Source organism: Streptomyces sp. NPDC046261 (assembly GCF_040646235.1).
GTDB lineage: Bacteria > Actinomycetota > Actinomycetes > Streptomycetales > Streptomycetaceae > Streptomyces.
This window is the reverse complement of sequence record NZ_JBEYZU010000030.1, coordinates 1-18,819: the sequence shown is the minus strand read 5'-3', so window position 1 is coordinate 18,819 and position 18,819 is coordinate 1. Positions and strand designations below refer to the sequence as shown.

The 18,819-nt window shown below is 73.8% G+C and carries 2 protein-coding genes (1 of these 2 only partly in view); both read left to right on the top strand.

What is annotated here, in order from left to right:
* A protein-coding gene (locus ABZ956_RS29410; RefSeq protein WP_361900151.1) for a type I polyketide synthase crosses the window boundary here: on the top strand, positions 1-17,034 show its 3' portion. Its footprint begins 11,529 nt before the window's first position; 17,034 of the gene's 28,563 nt are visible here — the last part of the coding sequence; its start codon lies beyond the left edge, outside the window; the stop codon is at positions 17,032-17,034.
* On the top strand, positions 17,021-18,819 hold a 1,799-nt coding region (locus tag ABZ956_RS29405; RefSeq protein WP_361900148.1), incomplete at its 3' end, for a type I polyketide synthase. The genes ABZ956_RS29410 and ABZ956_RS29405, both read left to right, overlap by 14 nt.

Below are 18,819 nucleotides of genomic sequence, written 5' to 3'. Positions count from 1 at the left end.
GATGCCGACGGCAAGATCGTCTTCGTCTTCCCCGGCCAGGGATCCCAGTGGCTGGGCATGGGCGCACGCCTGCTGGAGGAGTCCCCCGTCTTCGCCGAGCGCCTGCGCGAGTGCGCGGCCGCGCTGTCGGCGTTCGTCGACTGGTCGCTCGTCGACGTGCTCCGCCAGGCCGAGGGCGCCCCCTCCCTGGACCGCGTCGACGTCGTCCAGCCCGCCTCGTTCGCCGTGATGGTCTCGCTGGCCGAACTCTGGCGCTCCCACGGCGTTTCCCCGGACGCCGTGGTCGGCCACTCCCAGGGCGAGATCGCCGCAGCCGCGGTCGCCGGAGCACTGTCGCTGGAGGACGCGGCGCGCGTCGTGGCCCTGCGCAGCCAGGCCATCGCCCGGGTGCTGGCCGGATCCGGCGGCATGGTGTCGGTGCCGCTGCCCGCCGCCGAGGTCGAGGAGCGCCTGCGCGCCTTCGACGGCGACCTCTCCATCGCCGCCGTCAACGGCCCCGGAGCCGTCGTCGTCTCCGGCGCACCGGAGCCGCTCGAGACGCTGATGGCCGCCCTGACGGCCGAGGACGTCCGCCCCCGCCGGATCGCGGTGGACTACGCCTCGCACTCCGCCCAGGTCGAGCTGTTGCGTGACGAACTGCTGACTACCCTCGCCCCGGTGCGGCCGCGGCCCGCCCAGGTGCCGTTCTTCTCAACAGTGACGGGCGACTGGCTCGACACCACCGCCCTCGACGCCCCGTACTGGTACCGCAACCTGCGGCAGACCGTGCGGTTCGAGCCCGCGATCCGGGAACTGCTCGGCCAGGAACACCGGGTGTTCATCGAGGTCAGCTCCCACCCCGTGCTCACCATGGGCGTCCAGGCGACCGTGGAGGACGCCGGCGGCCGCGCGGCCGTGCTCGGTACGCTCCGGCGCGACCAGGGCGGCACCGACCGTTTCCTGACCTCCCTCGCCGAAGCCTTCGTCCGGGGCGTGCGCACGGACTGGGCCCGGATCTTCGCCGGCGGCACCCGGCCGGTCGCCCTGCCCACGTACGCCTTCCAGCGCGAACACCTGTGGGCCATCCCCGCCAAGCCGCACTCCCAGGGCGGAGCGGACCCGGCGGACAGCGAGTTCTGGGCCGCCGTCGAACAGGAGGACCTCGCCTCCCTGGCCTCCAGCCTCCGCGTCGACGGAAGCTCCCTGGCACCCGTCCTGCCGGCCCTGTCCGACTGGCGCCGACGCCGCCGCGACCGCTCCACCGTGGACTCCTGGCGCTACCGCGCCACCTGGAAGCCGCTCAGCGGCCTGCCCACCGCGGCCCTGTCGGGCACCTGGCTGGTCGTGACCGCCGACGGCATCGACGGTGACGACGTCGAGTCCGCGCTGACCGCGCACGGAGCGCACGTCCACCGCCTGGTGCTCGACGACTCCTGCCGCGACCGGGCCACCCTGACCGCACGGCTGGCCGAGCTCGCCAGCACGCAGGACACCGCCGCGTTCGCCGGCGTGATCTCGCTGCTGGCGGACGCCGAGGCACCCGACGAGCGGCACCCCGGGCTCGCCCAGGGGCTCGCCCTGACCGTCACCCTCGTGCAGGCCCTTGGAGACGCCGCCATCGACGCGCCCCTGTGGTGTCTGACGCGCGGCGCGGTCTCCACCGGACGCTCGGACCGGCTGACCCGGCCCGTCCAGGCCCAGATCCACGGCCTGGGCTGGACGGCGGCGCTGGAGCACCCGCAGCGCTGGGGCGGCCTGGTCGACCTGCCCGAGCAGCTCGACCGGCGCGCCGGCGAGCGACTGGCCGCCGTCCTCGCCGGCCGCACCGGCGAGGACCAGCTGGCCATCCGCCCCTCGGGCGTCCTCGCCCGGCGCGTCGTGCGCGCCTCCTCCGCCGACTCCGCCCCGGCCCGCGCCTGGTCGCCGCGAGGCACCACCCTGGTCACCGGCGGCACCGGAACGCTGGCCCCCCACCTGGCGCGCTGGCTCGTCGAGCAGGGCGCCGGACACATCGTCCTCACCAGCCGCCGGGGCATGGACGCCCCCGGCGCCGCCGAACTCGTCGAGCAGCTCACCGAGCAGGGCTGCGACGCCACCGTCGTCGCCTGCGACCTGACCGACCGGGACGCGGTCGCGGGCCTCCTCGACCGGCTCAAGGCCGACGGCCACACCGTCCGCACCGTCGTCCACACCGCCGCCGTCATCGAACTGGCACCGATCGCCGAGACCGGCCTCGACGCCTTCGCCAAGGTCGTCGACGCCAAGGTCCAAGGCGCCCGCCATCTCGACGAACTCCTCGACGACGACGAGCTCGACGCCTTCGTCCTGTACTCCTCCACCGCCGGCATGTGGGGCAGCGGAGCACACGCCGCCTACGTCGCCGCCAACGCCTACCTCAACGCTCTCGCCGAGCACCGCCGCGCCCGCGGCGCGTGCGCGACGTCCGTGTCGTGGGGCATCTGGGCCGACGACATCAAGCTCGGCCGGGTCGACCCGTCACAGATCCGCCGCAGCGGCCTGGTGTTCATGGAGCCGCAACTGGCCCTGGCCGGACTGCGGCAGGCCCTCGACCACGACGAGAGCGTGCTGTCGATCGCCGACATCGACTGGGAGCGCTACTACCCGGTCTTCACCTCCGGGCGCCCCACCCCGCTGTTCGAGGACGTCCCCGACGTCCAGCGGCTGGAGGAGGAGACCGGCGCCCCCGCCACGGACAGCGAGTTCGTCTCCCGGCTCCTTACCCTGCCCCCCGTCGAGCAGGACCGGGCCCTGCTCGACCTGGTCCGCGCCGAGGCGTCGACGGTCCTCGGCCACGCCTCGCCCGACGTCCTGTCCGAACAGCGGGCCTTCCGCGACGTCGGCTTCGACTCCCTCACCGCCGTGGACCTGCGCAACCGGCTGTCCACCGTGACGGGGCTGACCCTGCCGAGCACCATGGTGTTCGACTACCCCAACCCCCTCGCGCTCGTGGAGTACCTGCGCGGCCAGATCGCCGGCGCGCGCGCCGAGACCGCGGCGCCGGTCAGCACGTCCGCCAGCGACGAGCCCATCGCCATCATCGGCATGAGCTGCCGCTACCCGGGCGGCATCAGCTCCCCCGAACAGCTGTGGGACCTCGTCGCCGCGGGCGGCGACGCCATCACCGAGTTCCCCCTCGACCGGGGCTGGGACACCGACGGACTGTACGACCCGGACCCCGACCGGCCCGGCAAGACGTACTCCACCCGCGGTGGATTCCTCCACGACGTGGCGGACTTCGACGCCGGATTCTTCGGCATCTCCCCCCGCGAAGCCCTCGCGATGGACCCGCAGCAGCGCCTGCTGCTCGAAACCGCCTGGGAGGCCCTGGAGCGGGCCGGCATCGACCCCGCCTCCCTCCGGGGCAGCCTGACCGGCACCTTCATCGGAGCCAGCTACCAGGACTACAGCTCCGGCGGGGCGAGCCCCGACGGCGCCGAGGGCCACCTCATCACCGGCACCATCTCCAGCGTCCTGTCCGGCCGCCTGTCCTACACCTTCGGCCTCGAAGGCCCGGCGGTCACCCTCGACACCGCCTGCTCGTCGTCGCTGGTCGCCCTGCACCTGGCGTGCCAGTCGCTGCGCAACGGCGAGAGCTCCCTCGCCCTGGCCGGCGGCGTGAGCATCATGGCCACGCCCAACGCGTTCGTCGGCTTCAGCCGCCAGCGCGCCATGGCCGCCGACGGCCGCTGCAAGGCCTACTCCGAGGCCGCCGACGGCATGAGCCTCGCCGAAGGCGTCGGCCTGGTGCTCGTCGAGCGGCTCTCCGACGCCCTGCGCAACGGCCACCAGGTCCTGGCGGTCGTCCGCGGCAGCGCCGTCAACCAGGACGGCGCCTCCAACGGCCTGACCGCCCCCAACGGCCCCTCGCAGCAGCGCGTCATCCGCCAGGCCCTCGCCAACGCGGGCGTGACCGCTTCCGACGTCGACGTCGTGGACGGCCACGGCACCGGCACCAAGCTCGGCGACCCCATCGAGGCCCAGGCCCTGCTGGCCACCTACGGCCAGGACCGCGAGCGGCCCCTGCTCCTGGGCTCGGTCAAGTCCAACATCGGCCACACCCAGATGGCGTCCGGCGTGGCCAGCGTCATCAAGATGGTCATGGCCATGCGCCACGGCACGGTGCCCCAGACCCTGCACATCGACGAACCCTCCTCCCACGTCGACTGGGCCTCCGGCGCCATCCGCCTGCTGACCGAGCAGAGCCCATGGCCGCAGACCGGGCGGCCGCGCCGCGCCGGTGTCTCCTCCTTCGGACTCAGCGGCACCAACGTCCACACCGTCCTCGAACAGGCCCCCGAAAACCCCGCCGAGGAAGCGGAAACGCACGCGCCCGCCGAGCCCGGCACCGTACCCGTGGTGCTCTCGGCACGTACGCAGACGGCACTGCGGGCACAGGCGGAGCGGCTGCTGTCGTTCGTCGAATCCCGGCCCGATCTGCCCCTGGCCGACCTGGCCCGCTCGCTGGCCACCGGCCGGGCGAGCCTGGACCACCGCGCGGCCGTGGTCACCGCCGAGCGCGACACGCTCGTACGCGCCCTGGAGGCCCTGCGCGACGGCACGCCCGACAGCCACGTCGTCACCGGCCGCACCGGCCGGGGCAGGCTCGCGTTCCTGTTCACCGGCCAGGGCAGCCAGCGCCCGCAGATGGGTCGGGAGCTCTACGACCGGTTCCCGGTGTACGCCGACGCCCTGGACGCCGTCCTGGCCTGCCTCGACACCGAGCTGGACCGCCCCGTGCGCGACGTGCTGTTCGCCGAGCCGGGCACGCCCGAGGCCGCGCTGCTCGACGACACCGGCTACACCCAGCCCGCGCTCTTCGCGCTCGAAGTGGCCCTCTTCCGCCTCGTCGAGTCGTGGGGCCTGCGCCCCGACTACGTCACCGGCCACTCCATCGGCGAGTTCGCCGCCGCGCACGCGGCGGGCGTGCTCTCCCTGGAGGACGCCTGCACCCTCGTCGCGGCGCGCGGCCGCCTGATGGCCGCCCTGCCCCCCGGCGGAGCCATGGTCGCGCTGCAGGCCACCGAGGACGAAGTCCTGCCCCTGCTGGCAGGGCAGGAGGACCGCGTCTCCGTGGCGGGCATCAACGGCCCCTCCTCCCTGGTCGTCGCCGGCGACGAGGACGCGGTCGAGGCGATCGCCGCCCACTTCGCGGCCGACGGACGCCGCACAAGGCGACTGCGGGTGAGCCATGCCTTCCACTCGCCCCACATGGACGCCATGCTGGCGGACTTCGCCCGCGTCGCCGAAGGCGTGACCTACCACGCTCCGACAGTCGCGTTCGTCTCCACCGTCACCGGCGAACTGGCCACCACCGAACAGCTGTGCTCCCCGCAGTACTGGGTCGGACAGGTCCGCGCCACGGTCCGCTTCGCCGACGCCGTGCGCCGGCTCGCCGACCAGGGCATGACCGCCTTCCTCGAACTCGGCCCCGACGGCGTCCTCTCCGGCGCCGCACGGGAGACCCTCGACGAGGCGTCCGAGATCGTCGGGGTCCCGGCGCTGCGCCGCGAACGCCCCGAGGTCCCCGCCCTCACCAGCGCCCTCGCCCGGCTGTACGTGAGTGGCGCGAAGGTGGACTGGAACGGGGTGTTCGCCGACCGCGCCGCACGCCGCGTCGACCTGCCCACCTACCCGTTCCAGCGGCAGCGCTACTGGCCGGAGGCCGTCGCGGGCTCCGCGGCGCCAGGCCAGGCCCCCGCGGACCCGGTGGACGCCGAATTCTGGTCGGCGGTCGAACGAGCCGACCTGACGGCCCTGGGATCCTCCCTCGAACTCGACGACGACACACTGACCGCCGTCGTGCCCGCGCTGTCCTCGTGGCGCCGCCGGCGCCGCGCCCAGTCCACCGTCGACAGCTGGCGCTACCGGTCCGTCTGGAAGCCCCTCACCGGCGCCCCGACGGCACACCCCACGGGCACGTGGCTGGTCCTCGCCCCCGCCGGCACCGCCGGGCAGGAATGGACCGGCACCGTCGTCGACGCCCTGGCCACCGCGACCCTCCGCGTCGAGGTCGCCGACCACGACCGGGACGCCCTGACCCACCGCCTGCGGGAACTGGCCGCGTCCGGCACCGCCTTCACCGGCGTCCTGTCCCTGCTCGCCCTGCACGAGGACGCGGCGGCCACACAGCCGGACGTCCCCACCGGCCTGCTGCTCACCGCGACGGCCGTGCAGGCGCTCGGCGACGCCGGCATCGACGCACCCCTGTGGTGCGTGACCCGCGAGGCCGTCGCGGTCGGCCGCTCGGAGCGCCTCACCGCACCGGCACAGGCGGCCGTATGGGGCCTGGGACGCGTCGTCGCGCTGGAGCAGCCGCAGCGCTGGGGCGGCCTGGTGGACCTGCCGGGCACCCTCGACGAGACCACGCTCCGCCGCCTGGCGGGCGTCCTCGCCGGCACCGACGGCGAGGACCAGATCGCCGTCCGGCCCTCGGGCACGTTCGTACGCCGCCTGACCCGTCACCCCGTCGGCGAAAGCCCCGCACCGGCCGAATTCACCTCGACCGGCACCGTGCTGATCACCGGCGGCACCGGCGGGCTGGGCGGCCATGTCGCCCGCTGGCTGGCCGGCCGCGGGGCCGAGCACCTGCTGCTCGTCAGCCGCCGCGGCCCGCAGGCCCCGGGAGCCGAGGAGCTCCGCAGCGAGCTCACCGCACTCGGCACGAAGGTCACCCTGGCCGCCTGCGACACCGCCGACCGCGACGCCCTCGCGGCCGTCCTGGCCGGCGTTCCCGAAGAACACCCGCTCACCGCGGTCTTCCACACCGCCGGCGTGGTCGACGACGCGGTCCTCGACACCCTGACACCCGAGAAGTTCTCGACCGTCCTGCGGGCGAAGATCACCTCGACGGTCCACCTGCACGAGCTGACGCGGGACCTCGGTCTGAGCGCCTTCGTCCTGTTCTCCTCGACCGCCGGCACCCTCGGCGCCGCAGGCCAGGGCAACTACGCCGCCGCCAACGCGTTCCTCGACGCGTTCGCGGAACACCGACGGGCCCACGGCCTGCCCGCGACCTCGCTCGCCTGGGGCCCCTGGGCCGAGGCCGGCATGGCCGTCGACGGAGCGGGCGTCGAGAACCGCGTACGCCGTGGCGGCTTCACCCCCATGGCACCGCGACTCGCCCTGTCCGCCCTCCAGCACGCCATCGAACACGACGACACGGCCCTGACCGTCGCCGACATCGACTGGGACCGCTTCGCCACGGTCTTCGCCGCCCTGCGGCCCAACCCCCTCGTCGGCGACCTGCCCGAGGTGCGCCACGCCCTGACCGCCATCGGCGGCGGCACGGACGGTACGACCCCGGCCGAGCCGGCGCTGCGACAGCGGCTGGCCGGCCTGTCCGAGACGGCACGCGCACGGTTCGTCCTGGACCTCCTGCGCGGCCAGGTCGCCGCGGTCCTCGGCCACTCCGACGCCAACAGCATCGGCACCGACCAGGCGTTCAGCGACCTCGGCTTCGATTCGCTGACCATCGTCGAACTGCGCAACGCGCTCACCGCGACGACAGGGCTGCGCCTCCCGGCCACCCTCGTCTACGACTACCCCACCCCGCTCGCCCTGTCCGCGTTCCTCCTCAGCGAGCTCCTCGGCTCGATGCCCGAACAGGACACCACGGCACCGGCCGCGCGGGCCGTCGACGACGACCCCATCGCTATCGTGGGCATGAGCTGCCGCTTCCCCGGCGGCGTCGAAAGCCCCGAGGACCTGTGGCGCCTGCTGTCCCGGGGCGAGGACGCGATCTCCGGATTCCCCGCCGACCGCGGCTGGGACCTGGACACCCTCGCCCGGGGCACCTCCGCCACACTCGAAGGCGGCTTCCTGGAGGGCGTCGGCCGCTTCGACGCACCCTTCTTCGGCATCTCGCCGCGCGAGGCCATCGCGATGGACCCGCAGCAGCGCCTGCTGCTCGAAACCACCTGGGAGGCCCTCGAGCGCGCCGGCATCGACCCCACCGGGCTGCGCGGCAGCCAGACCGGCGTCTACGTCGGCACCAACGGCCAGGACTACACCTCCGTGCTGCGCAGGGGCACCGCCGATGTCCAGGGACACGTCGCCACCGGCAACACGGCGAGCATCATGTCCGGACGCCTGTCCTACACGCTGGGCCTGGAAGGCCCGGCCGTGACCGTCGACACCGCCTGCTCCTCCTCCCTGGTCGCCCTGCACATGGCCGCGCGGGCCCTGCGCAGCGGCGAATGCTCCCTCGTCCTCGCCGGCGGCGTCACCGTGATGTCCAGCCCCGACGCCTTCGTCGAGTTCACGGCACAGGGCGGGCTGGCCCCCGACGGCCGGTGCAAGGCGTTCGCCGACTCGGCGGACGGCACCGCGTGGTCCGAGGGCGCCGGCATGCTCGTCCTCGAACGGCTCTCCGACGCCCGCCGCAACGGACACCACGTCCTCGGCATCGTGCGCGGCGCGGCAGTCAACCAGGACGGCGCGTCCAACGGCCTGACCGCCCCCAACGGACGCGCACAGCAGCGCGTGATCCGGCAGGCGCTCGCCGACGCCGGCCTGGCCCCCTCGGACGTCGATGCCGTGGAAGCCCACGGCACCGGCACCACCCTCGGCGACCCCATCGAGGCCCACGCCCTCATCGCGGCATACGGCCGCGACCGGGAACGGCCCCTGCTCCTCGGCGCGGTCAAGTCGAACCTGGGCCACACCCAGGCCGCGGCGGGCGTCGCCGGCGTCATCAAGATGGTCATGGCGATGCGACACGGCACGCTGCCCAGAACGCTGCACGTCGACGCCCCGTCCTCGCACGTCGACTGGTCCGACGGCGCGGTGTCGCTCGTCCAGGAGCAGCTGGCGTGGCCGGAGACGGGACGCCCGCGCCGCGCGGGCGTGTCCGCCTTCGGCGTCAGCGGCACGAACGCGCACGTCATCGTCGAGCAGGCCCCCTCGCCCGCCGGAACCGGCGAAGCGCGGAACACCGTGCCGGACACCGTGCCGGACGTGGTGCCGTGGCCGGTATCCGGCAAGACGCCCGACGCGCTGCGGGCACAGATCGAACGGCTCACGTCGTTCACCGCGGCGCAGCCGGACCTCTCCACCGTCGACGTCGGATACTCCCTGGCCACGGGCAGGTCGACGTTCGCCCACCGCGCCGTGCTCCTGGCCGACGGGGAGGGAGCCGTCACGGAGGCCGCGCGCGGTGTCGCCGACGCGGTCGCCGGCAAGTCGGCGTTCCTGTTCTCCGGCCAGGGCTCGCAGCGGGCGGGCATGGGCCGTGAACTGTACGGCCGGTTCCCGGTGTTCGCCGAGGCGCTGGACGCGGCGCTGGCCCGGTTCGACGTGGAGCTGGAGCGTCCGCTGCGGGAGGTGATGTTCGGCGAGGACGCCGCCGAGACACTGAACGAGACCGGGTTCACGCAGCCAGCGCTGTTCGCGATCGAGGTGGCGCTGTTCCGGTTGGTGGAGTCGTGGGGCGTACGCCCGGACTTCGTGGCCGGCCACTCCATCGGTGAGATTGCTGCCGCGCACGTCGCCGGGGTGCTGTCCCTGGACGACGCCTGCACGCTGGTGGCGGCCCGGGCGCGGCTGATGCAGGCGCTGCCCGCGGGCGGCGCCATGGTGGCCGTCCAGGCCACCGAGGACGAGACGCTGCCCCGCCTCACCGAGGGCGTCTCCATCGCCGCGGTCAACAGCCCCAACGGCGTCGTCATCGCCGGTGACGAGGCCGCCGTGTCCCGGATCGCGGAGACGTTCGCGGCCGAGGGCCGCAAGACGCAGCGTCTGTCGGTCAGTCACGCGTTCCACTCGCCGCTGATGGACCCGATGCTGGAGGAGTTCCGCCAGGTCGCCTCAAGGCTGTCGTTCGCGGCGCCGGAGATTCCCCTGGTGTCGAACGTGACCGGCGAGCCGGCGACCGCGGACCTGGTCTGCACACCCGAGTACTGGGTGCGGCACGTCCGCGAGACCGTCCGATTCGCCGACGGCGTCACGGCGCTCGCCGAAGCCGGGGTGTCGGCCTTCCTGGAACTGGGACCGGACGGCGTCCTCGCCGCGATGGCCCAGCAGAGCCTGGACGCCTACGACGCCGTCGTCGTCCCTGCCCTGCGCAAGGGCCGGCCGGAGGAGACCTCGCTGCTCACCGCCCTCGCCGGGCTGCACGTCGCGGGCATCGACGTGGACTGGGCGGCGCTCTTCACCGGCACCGGCGCCCGCCGCGTCGACCTGCCGACGTACGCCTTCCAGCGCGAGTGGTACTGGCCCGAGCGCGCGACCGCACCGGCCGTCACCGGCGCCCAGGACGCCGTGGACGCCGCGTTCTGGGCGGCGGTGGAGCGACAGGACCTCACGTCGCTGTCCTCCACACTCGACCTGGACGACGCGTCCCTGTCGGCCCTGGTGCCGGCCCTGTCCTCCTGGCGCCGCAAGCGCAACGAGTCGTCCGTCGTGGACGGCTGGCGGTACCGCGTGACGTGGAAGCCGCTGACCGGTACGGCAGCGGGCAGCGCCCCCGCGGGGACGTGGCTGGTGCTGCTCCCCGCCGGGCAGGCGGAGGACGCGTGGTTCTCCGCCGTCGTCGGAGCGGTCGGCGCCGACACGGTGTGCGTCGAAACCGATGTCACCGATGCCGCCGGACTCGCCGGGCGGCTCGCCGCCCACGACACCGCGTACGCGGGCGTCGTCTCCCTGCTCGCCGCCGCGCCCGCCGCGCCCGGTGCTCAGGGAGACCTGCCGACGGGCCTGGCGTGGCCGGATGCCGTGCTGCGGGCGCTGGAGGACGCCGGAATCGACGCCCCCTTGTGGTGCGTGACCCGGGGCGCGGTGTCGGTGGGACGTTCCGAGACGCTCAAGAGCGCCGCCCAGGCGGCGGTCTGGGGCCTCGGCCGCGTCGCCGCCCTGGACCACCCCACGCGATGGGGCGGCCTCCTCGACGCACCGGACGTACTCGACCAGCGCTCGGTGGACCGCTTCCGCGCCATCGTGTCCGGCGCGCAAGGCGAGGACCAGGTCGCCCTGCGGCCCTCCGGAGCCTTCGCACGCCGACTGGTCCGGGTCCCCGCGGCCCCGGCCGAGACCCCCTGGCAGCCGGCCGGCACCGTGCTGGTCACCGGCCGGGTGACGGGCTTCGGCGGCCACGTCGCCCGCTGGCTCGCCCGGCACGGTGCCGAGCACATCCTGCTGCTCGGCACCGAGGACACAGCCGGCAACCCGGCGGCAGCCGGCACCGGCGTCACCGAACTGCGGGCCGAGCTCGCCGACCAGGGTGCCGAACTCACCGTCACCGCCTGCGAAGTCGCCGACCGCCAGGCGCTCTCCGCAGCCGTCGCCTCGGTCCCTGATCAGTTCCCGCTGACCGCGGTCGTCCACACGGGCGAGAACAGGCAGCCGGCACTCGACGGCTCCACACCGCAGGAGCCGGACGCGTTCCTGTCCGACGTCCAAGCCGACGTCGCGAGCCTGGAAGCGGTGCTCGGCGACCGGCAGCTCGACGCGTTCGTGCTGTTCTCGTCGATCTCCGGGATCTGGGGCATCGGCGGCCAGCACGCCGGTGCCGCGGCGAGCGCCTACCTGGACGCCGTGGCACAGCTGCGCCGCGCACAGGGCGCCCGGGCCGTATCAGTCGCGTGGGGCGCCTGGGCGGACTCCGCCCAGGACGGCCTCGCCGCGCACCTGCGGGCCAACGGGCTGCCCGCCATGGACCCCGAGCGGGCACTGGCCGCGCTCGGCCGGGCCACCGGCGACGGCGAAGCATCCGTCACCGTGGCCGACGTGGCGTGGGACCGCTTCGCACAGGCCTTCACCCGCTCCCGCCGCAGCTCCCTCTTCGCGGAACTGCCCGAGGCCCGGCAGGCCGTCACGGACACCCAGGACGCCGAGCAGGGCAAGGCGACCACCGCCTCCGCCCTGCGCGCCGAACTCCTCGGGCTCGCCCCGGCCGACCGCACCGAGCCGCTGCTCACCCTCGTCGGCACCGAAGTCGCGGCGGTACTGGGCTACGCCGGCGCCGACGCCGTCCCGTCCGGACAGGCGTTCCGCGACCTCGGATTCGACTCGCTCACCGCCGTCGACCTCCGTAACCAGCTCGCCACCGCCACCGGGCTGAGCCTGCCCGCCACGCTCGTCTTCGACTACCCGACCCCCGCCCTGCTGGCGGACCACCTGCGCGCCGAACTGCTCGGCGAGCAGGACGCGCAGGACGCGCACGGCGGGCGGCCCGCGCCGGCCGGCCCGGCCGGTCATGCCGGGGCCGTCGCCGACGACCCGATCGTGATCGTCGGCATGAGCTGCCGCTACCCAGGCGGCGTCCGCTCGCCCGAGGACCTGTGGCAGCTGGTCAGCGGGGGAGTGGACGTCATCGGCGGATTCCCCACCGACCGTGGCTGGGACCTCGACCGGCTCTCCCGCGGCGACCAGGACGGCCGGGGCCGTACCCGTACCCAGCAGGGCGGATTCCTCTACGACGCGGCGGACTTCGACCCCGGCTTCTTCGGGATCTCCCCGCGCGAGGCGATGGTCATGGACCCGCAGCAGCGCATCGTGCTCGAAGCCGCCTGGGAGGCCCTGGAGCGGGCCGGGATCGACCCGGCCGCCCTGCGCGGCGGTGACACCGGTGTGTTCATCGGCGGCGGCAGCGGCGACTACCGCCCCGACGCCGGCCACATCGGCCACGCGCAGACGGCACAGTCGGCCAGCCTGCTCTCCGGCCGGCTGTCCTACACCCTCGGCCTGGAAGGGCCGTCGGTGACCGTGGACACGGCCTGCTCGTCGTCCCTGGTGGCCCTGCACCTGGCCGCCCAGGCGCTGCGCTCGGGCGAGTGCTCGGTGGCGCTCACCGGAGGTGTGACGGTGATGTCCACACCGGTGACATTCGTCGAGTTCGGCGAGATGGGCGCACTCTCGCCCGACGGCCGGTGCAAGGCGTTCTCCGACGCCGCCGACGGCACCGGCTGGTCGGAGGGCGTGGGCATCCTCGTCGTCGAACGGCTCTCGGACGCCCAGCGGCTCGGCCACCAGGTCCTGGCGGTGCTGCGCGGCTCGGCCATCAACCAGGACGGCGCGTCCAACGGCATCACCGCGCCCAACGGCCCCTCGCAGCAGCGGGTGATCCGCCGCGCCCTGGCCAACGCCGCACTGGCGCCCACGGACGTGGACGCGGTCGAGGCCCACGGCACGGGCACCACCCTCGGCGACCCCATCGAGGCCCAGGCGCTGCTGTCCACGTACGGCCAGGACCGCGAACGGCCCCTGCTGCTGGGTTCGGTCAAGTCCAACATCGGTCACACCCAGGCCGCGGCGGGCGTCGCGGGCGTCATCAAGATGGTCATGGCGATGCGGCACGGGGTCCTGCCCAGGACCCTGCACATCGACCGGCCGTCGACCCACGTCGACTGGTCGGCAGGCGCCGTCGAACTGCTCACCGAAGAGACGGCATGGCCGCAAACCGGCCGGCCGCGCCGGGCCGGAATCTCCGCCTTCGGCGCCAGCGGCACCAACTCCCACGTGATCCTCGAACAAGCCCCGACCACCGGCGAAGAAGCCCCGCAAGCCGAAACCGGCACACAGCGCCACACCCCGGTCCCGGTGTCCGCCGTCACGCCGGACGCCGTGCGCGCCCAGGCGGCCCAGCTGCTGTCGTACGTGACGGAACACCCCGGCCTGCCGGTCGCCGACATCGCCTACTCCCTGGCCACGACCCGCTCGAACTTCGAGCACCGGGCCACGGTCCTGGCGGGCGATCACGACGAGCTGCTCAAGGGCCTGACCGCGCTCGCCGCCGGTCACAGCACACCGCAGGTCCTCCAGGGCCGGGCCGTCCCCGGCGGAAAGACCGCGTTCCTCTTCTCCGGCCAGGGCTCGCAACGGCTCGGCATGGGCCAGGAGTTGTACGGCCGCTTCCCCGTCTTCGCCGAGGCGCTGGACGCCGTCCTGGCGCGCTTCGACGTCGCACTGGACCGGCCGCTGCGCGAGGTGATGTCCGGCGACGAGGAGCTGCTGAACCAGACCGGATTCACCCAGCCCGCCCTGTTCGCCGTCGAGGTGGCCCTCTTCCGGCTCGTGGAGTCCTGGGGACTGCGCCCGGACTTCGTGGCCGGCCACTCCATCGGTGAGCTCGCGGCCGCCCACGTGGCGGGCGTCCTCACCCTCGAGGACGCCTGCACCCTGGTGGCCGCGCGCGCCCGCCTGATGCAGGCACTGCCCACGGGCGGCGCGATGGCGGCCGTCCAGGCCACCGAGGACGAGGTGGCCGAGCGCCTGACCGACGGCGTCTCCATCGCCGCCGTCAACGGCCCGAACGCCCTCGTCATCGCCGGCGACGAAGCCGCCGTGCTGCGCATCACCGAAGGTTTCGACGCCGAAGGACGAAAGACTAGGCGTTTGCGGGTGAGCCATGCATTTCACTCACCGCATATGGACGCCATGCTTGAGGACTTCGGGCAGGTCGCTCGTAGCGTGTCGTACGCTGCGCCGACCCTGCCGCTCGTGTCGAACCTGACCGGTGGAATGGCCACCGCGGAGCAGGTGTGCGACCCCGGCTACTGGGTCGACCACATCCGTCAGGCCGTACGCTTCGGCGACGGTGTACGCACCCTCGCCGAGCGCGGCGTGACGCGCTTCGTGGAGATCGGCCCCGACGGCGTCCTGTGCGCGATGGCCCAGGAGACCCTCGACGACGCCTTCCCGCAGGCGATGACCGTACCGGCGCTCCGCAAGGACCGCGGTGAGGAAGCCTCGGTCGTCACGGCCATGGCCCGCCTGCACGTCAACGGCATGAGCCCGCACTGGTCCGGCTTCTTCGCCGGAACCGGGGCGAGCCGGGCCGACCTGCCGACCTACGCGTTCCAGCGTCAGCGGTTCTGGCCGGAGACCAAGCCCTCCGCCGCACCCGCCGCGGCCCACGAGGACGCCGCGTTCTGGTCCGCCATCCAGGGTGAGGACTTCGACTCCCTGGTCGAGACCCTGAACGTCGACAGCGACTCCCTGTCCAAGGTGCTGCCGGCGCTGAAGGACTGGCGCAGCCGGCGCAGCGAGCAGAGCACCGTGGACGGCTGGCGCCAGCTGATCACCTGGAAGCCGCTGAGCAGGGCACGCTCCACCGCCCTGTCCGGCACCTGGCTCGCCGTGGTCCCGGCAGGACACACCGGCCAGGACTGGGCAGGCGACGTCGTCGCCCTCCTGGGCCCCGACGCGGTCCGCCTCGAAGTGGCCGACCCCAAGCGCGAAGCCCTCGCCGAGCGACTGCGCGAGCACACCGACGCAGGCCGGCAGTTCAACGGCGTGGTCTCCCTGCTCGCCCTCGACACGACGCGGGACGCGCACGGCGTGCCCGCCGGACTGGCGCTCACCACCGCACTGCTGCAGGCCCTCGGCGACGCCGGCATCACGGCACCCCTGTGGTGCGTCACCCGCGCCGCGGTCGCCGTGTCGGGCTCCGAACGCGTACCGGGCCTGGCACAGGCCGGTGTCTGGGGCCTGGGCCGGGTCGCCGCGCTGGAGTACCCGCAGCGCTGGGGCGGCCTGATCGACCTGCCCGAGGTCATGGACGAGCGCTCCGGCGCCCGGTTCACGGCCGCCCTCGCCGCCTCCGACGGCGAGGACCAGCTGGCGGTACGGCCCGCGGCCGTCTTCGGCCGCAGGCTGGTGCCCGCACCGGCGGGACAGGCCGTACGCACCTGGGACCCGGCCGGCACCGTGCTGGTCACCGGCGGCACCGGCGCCCTCGGCGCACAGGTGGCCCGCAGGCTGGCCGCCGCCGGCGCCCGCCACCTGGTGCTGCTCAGCCGCCGCGGCCCCGACGCCCCCGGCGCACGGGAACTGCGCGACGAGCTCACCGCACTGGGCGCCGAGGTCACGATCACGGCCTGCGACTGCGCCGACCGGCAGGCGATGACCGCCGTCCTCGCCGCCATACCGCAGGACGCGCCCCTGACCGGCGTCGTCCACGCGGCCGGCGTACTGGACGACGGCGTGCTGGACAGCCTGACCCCGGAACGGTTCGAGTCGGTCTTCCACGCCAAGGTCGCCTCGGCACTCCTCCTGGACGAACTGACCAGGGACCTGGACCTGTCGGTGTTCGCCCTGTTCTCCTCCGCCTCCGCGGCGGTGGGCAACCCCGGCCAGGGCAACTACGCCGCCGCGAACGCCATCCTGGACGCACTGGCCGAGCACCGGCGCGCCCACGGCCTCGCCGCCACCTCGATCGCCTGGGGCGCCTGGGGCGGAGACGGCATGGCCGCCGACAGCCGGGCGGTCGTCCTCGCCCAGCGCACCGGCATCCGGCCACTGGACCCGGACCTGGCCGTCACCGCGCTGCGCCAGGTGGTCATGAGCGCCGACGCCACCACGGTCGTCGCCGACGTCGAACCGGGACAGTTCGTACGCGCCTTCACCACCGTCAGGCCCAGCCCCCTGCTGGCCGAGCTGCCAGCCCCCACGGAAACGGCCACCACCGGCACCGCCACGCCGGACGCCGGCAATGCCGGCCCCGCCCTGCGCGAGAAACTGGCCGGCCTGCCGGCCGGACGGCGCTCCACGGTCGTCCTCGACATCGTGCGCGCCCGGGTCGCGGAAGTACTGGGCCACAGCGACGTGGACGCGGTCGGCGCCGACCGGAATTTCCGGGACCTCGGCTTCGACTCCCTGAGCTCCGTCGAGCTGCGCAACCAGCTCAACGGCGCCACCGGCCTGAGCCTCCCCGCCACGCTCGTCTTCGACCACCCGACGCCGCTCGACCTCGCCGGGCACATGCTGGACCAGCTCGTATCCGGCGGCGCCGGCAACGACCGGGACGGCGACGAGGACGCGTACGAGACCGAAGACGCGGACCAGGCCGGCATCCGGTCGCTGCTGGCCAACGTCTCCCTCGCCCAACTGCGGGAGATCGGCGTCCTGGAGCCCCTGCTCAAGCTCGCCGACCGCACCCGGGCGGGCAGCGACACCGCGGCCGGGGACGGCGAGGGCACCGAGGCCGCGTACGACGAATCGATCGACGCCATGGGCGTCGACGACCTCGTGCGCGCCGCACTGAACGGCAACTCCCTGACCGACAGCGGGACCGACGGAGCTGACAATGACCACGCCTAGCGAAAAAGTCGTCGAAGCCCTCCGGTCCTCGATGAAGGAGACCGAACGGCTGCGGCGCCAGAACCACAAGCTCCTCGCCGCGGCCACGGAACCCATCGCCATCGTGGCGATGAGCTGCCGCTACCCGGGCGGGGCGAACTCCCCCGAAGCCCTCTGGGACCTGGTGGCATCCGGGACGGACGCCATCGCCGGCTTCCCGGCGGACCGAGGCTGGGACCTCGACGCCCTGCGGGACGCCGGCGTCGACCAGCGCGGCAACCACGTCAGCCAGAAGGGCGGATTCCTCGACTGCGTCGCGGACTTCGACGCCGACTTCTTCGGCATCTCGCCGCGCGAGGCCGTGTCGATGGACCCGCAGCAGCGCCTGCTGCTGGAAACCTCCTGGGAGGCGTTCGAGCGCGCCGGAATCGACCCGGTGTCGCTGCGCGGCAGCCAGACCGGCGTCTACGTCGGCACCAACGGCCAGGACTACGCCTACCTCCTCGTCCGGTCCCTGGCGGACGCCACCGGCGACATCGGCACAGGCATCGCCGCCAGCGCCACCTCCGGTCGGCTCTCCTACACCCTGGGCCTGGAAGGCCCGGCGGTGACCGTGGACACCGCGTGCTCCTCCTCCCTGGTGGCCCTCCACATGGCGGCCCAGGCCCTGCGCAACGGCGAGTGCTCACTGGCCCTGGCCGGCGGCGTCAACGTCATGTCCACCCCCGGCTCCCTGATGGAGTTCAGCCGCCAGGGCGGCCTGGCCTCCGACGGCCGGTGCAAGGCGTTCTCGGACGCCGCCGACGGCACGGGCTGGTCCGAGGGCGTGGGCATGCTCGTACTCGAGCGGCTGTCCGACGCCCGCCGCAAGGGCCATCAGGTGCTGGCCGTGGTGCGCGGGTCCGCGATCAACCAGGACGGCGCGTCCAACGGCTTCACCGCCCCGAACGGCCCCTCCCAACAGCGCGTGATCCGGCGAGCGCTGCGCGCGGCCGGACTCACCCCCGCGGACGTGGACGTCGTCGAAGGGCACGGTACGGGCACACCACTCGGTGACCCGATCGAGGCGCAGGCCCTGCTCGCCACGTACGGGCAGGAACGGCCGGAGGACCGGCCGTTGTGGCTGGGCTCGGTGAAGTCCAACCTGGGCCACACGCAGGCGGCGGCCGGTGTCGCAGGTGTGATCAAGATGGTCATGGCGATGCGGGAAGGCGTGCTGCCGAAGACGCTGCATGTGGCAGCGCCGTCGTCGCACGTGGACTGGTCGGCCGGAGCCGTGGAGCTGCTGGCAGAGGCACAGGCGTGGCCCGAGGTGGACCGGCCGTGGCGGGCGGGCGTGTCGTCTTTCGGCATCAGCGGTACGAACGCGCACGTGATCGTGGAGCAGGCGGCCCCGGCGGAGGCTCTCACCGAGCAGCAGCCCGCAGTGTCGATGTCCCCGCCGCCGGCCGTGGTGCCGTGGCTGGTGTCGGCCAAGACCGAGGACGCGCTGGCCGAGCAGCTGGAGCGGGTCTCGGGTTTGGAGGGGCTGTCCCCGGTCGATGTGGGCTTCTCGCTGGCGGCGGGGCGGTCGGCTTTCGAGCACCGTGCGGTGTTGCTGGCCGGTGGTGGTGCGGTGGCTGAGGTGGCGCGTGGTGCGGCGATCGGTGATCGGTCGTTGGCGGTGTTGTTCTCGGGTCAGGGTTCGCAGCGGGTGGGGATGGGTCGTGAGTTGTACGGCCGGTTCCCGGTGTTCGCGGAGGCGCTGGATGCGGTGCTGGAGCGGATGGATAGTTCGCTGCGGGGGGTGTTGTTCGGTGATGATGC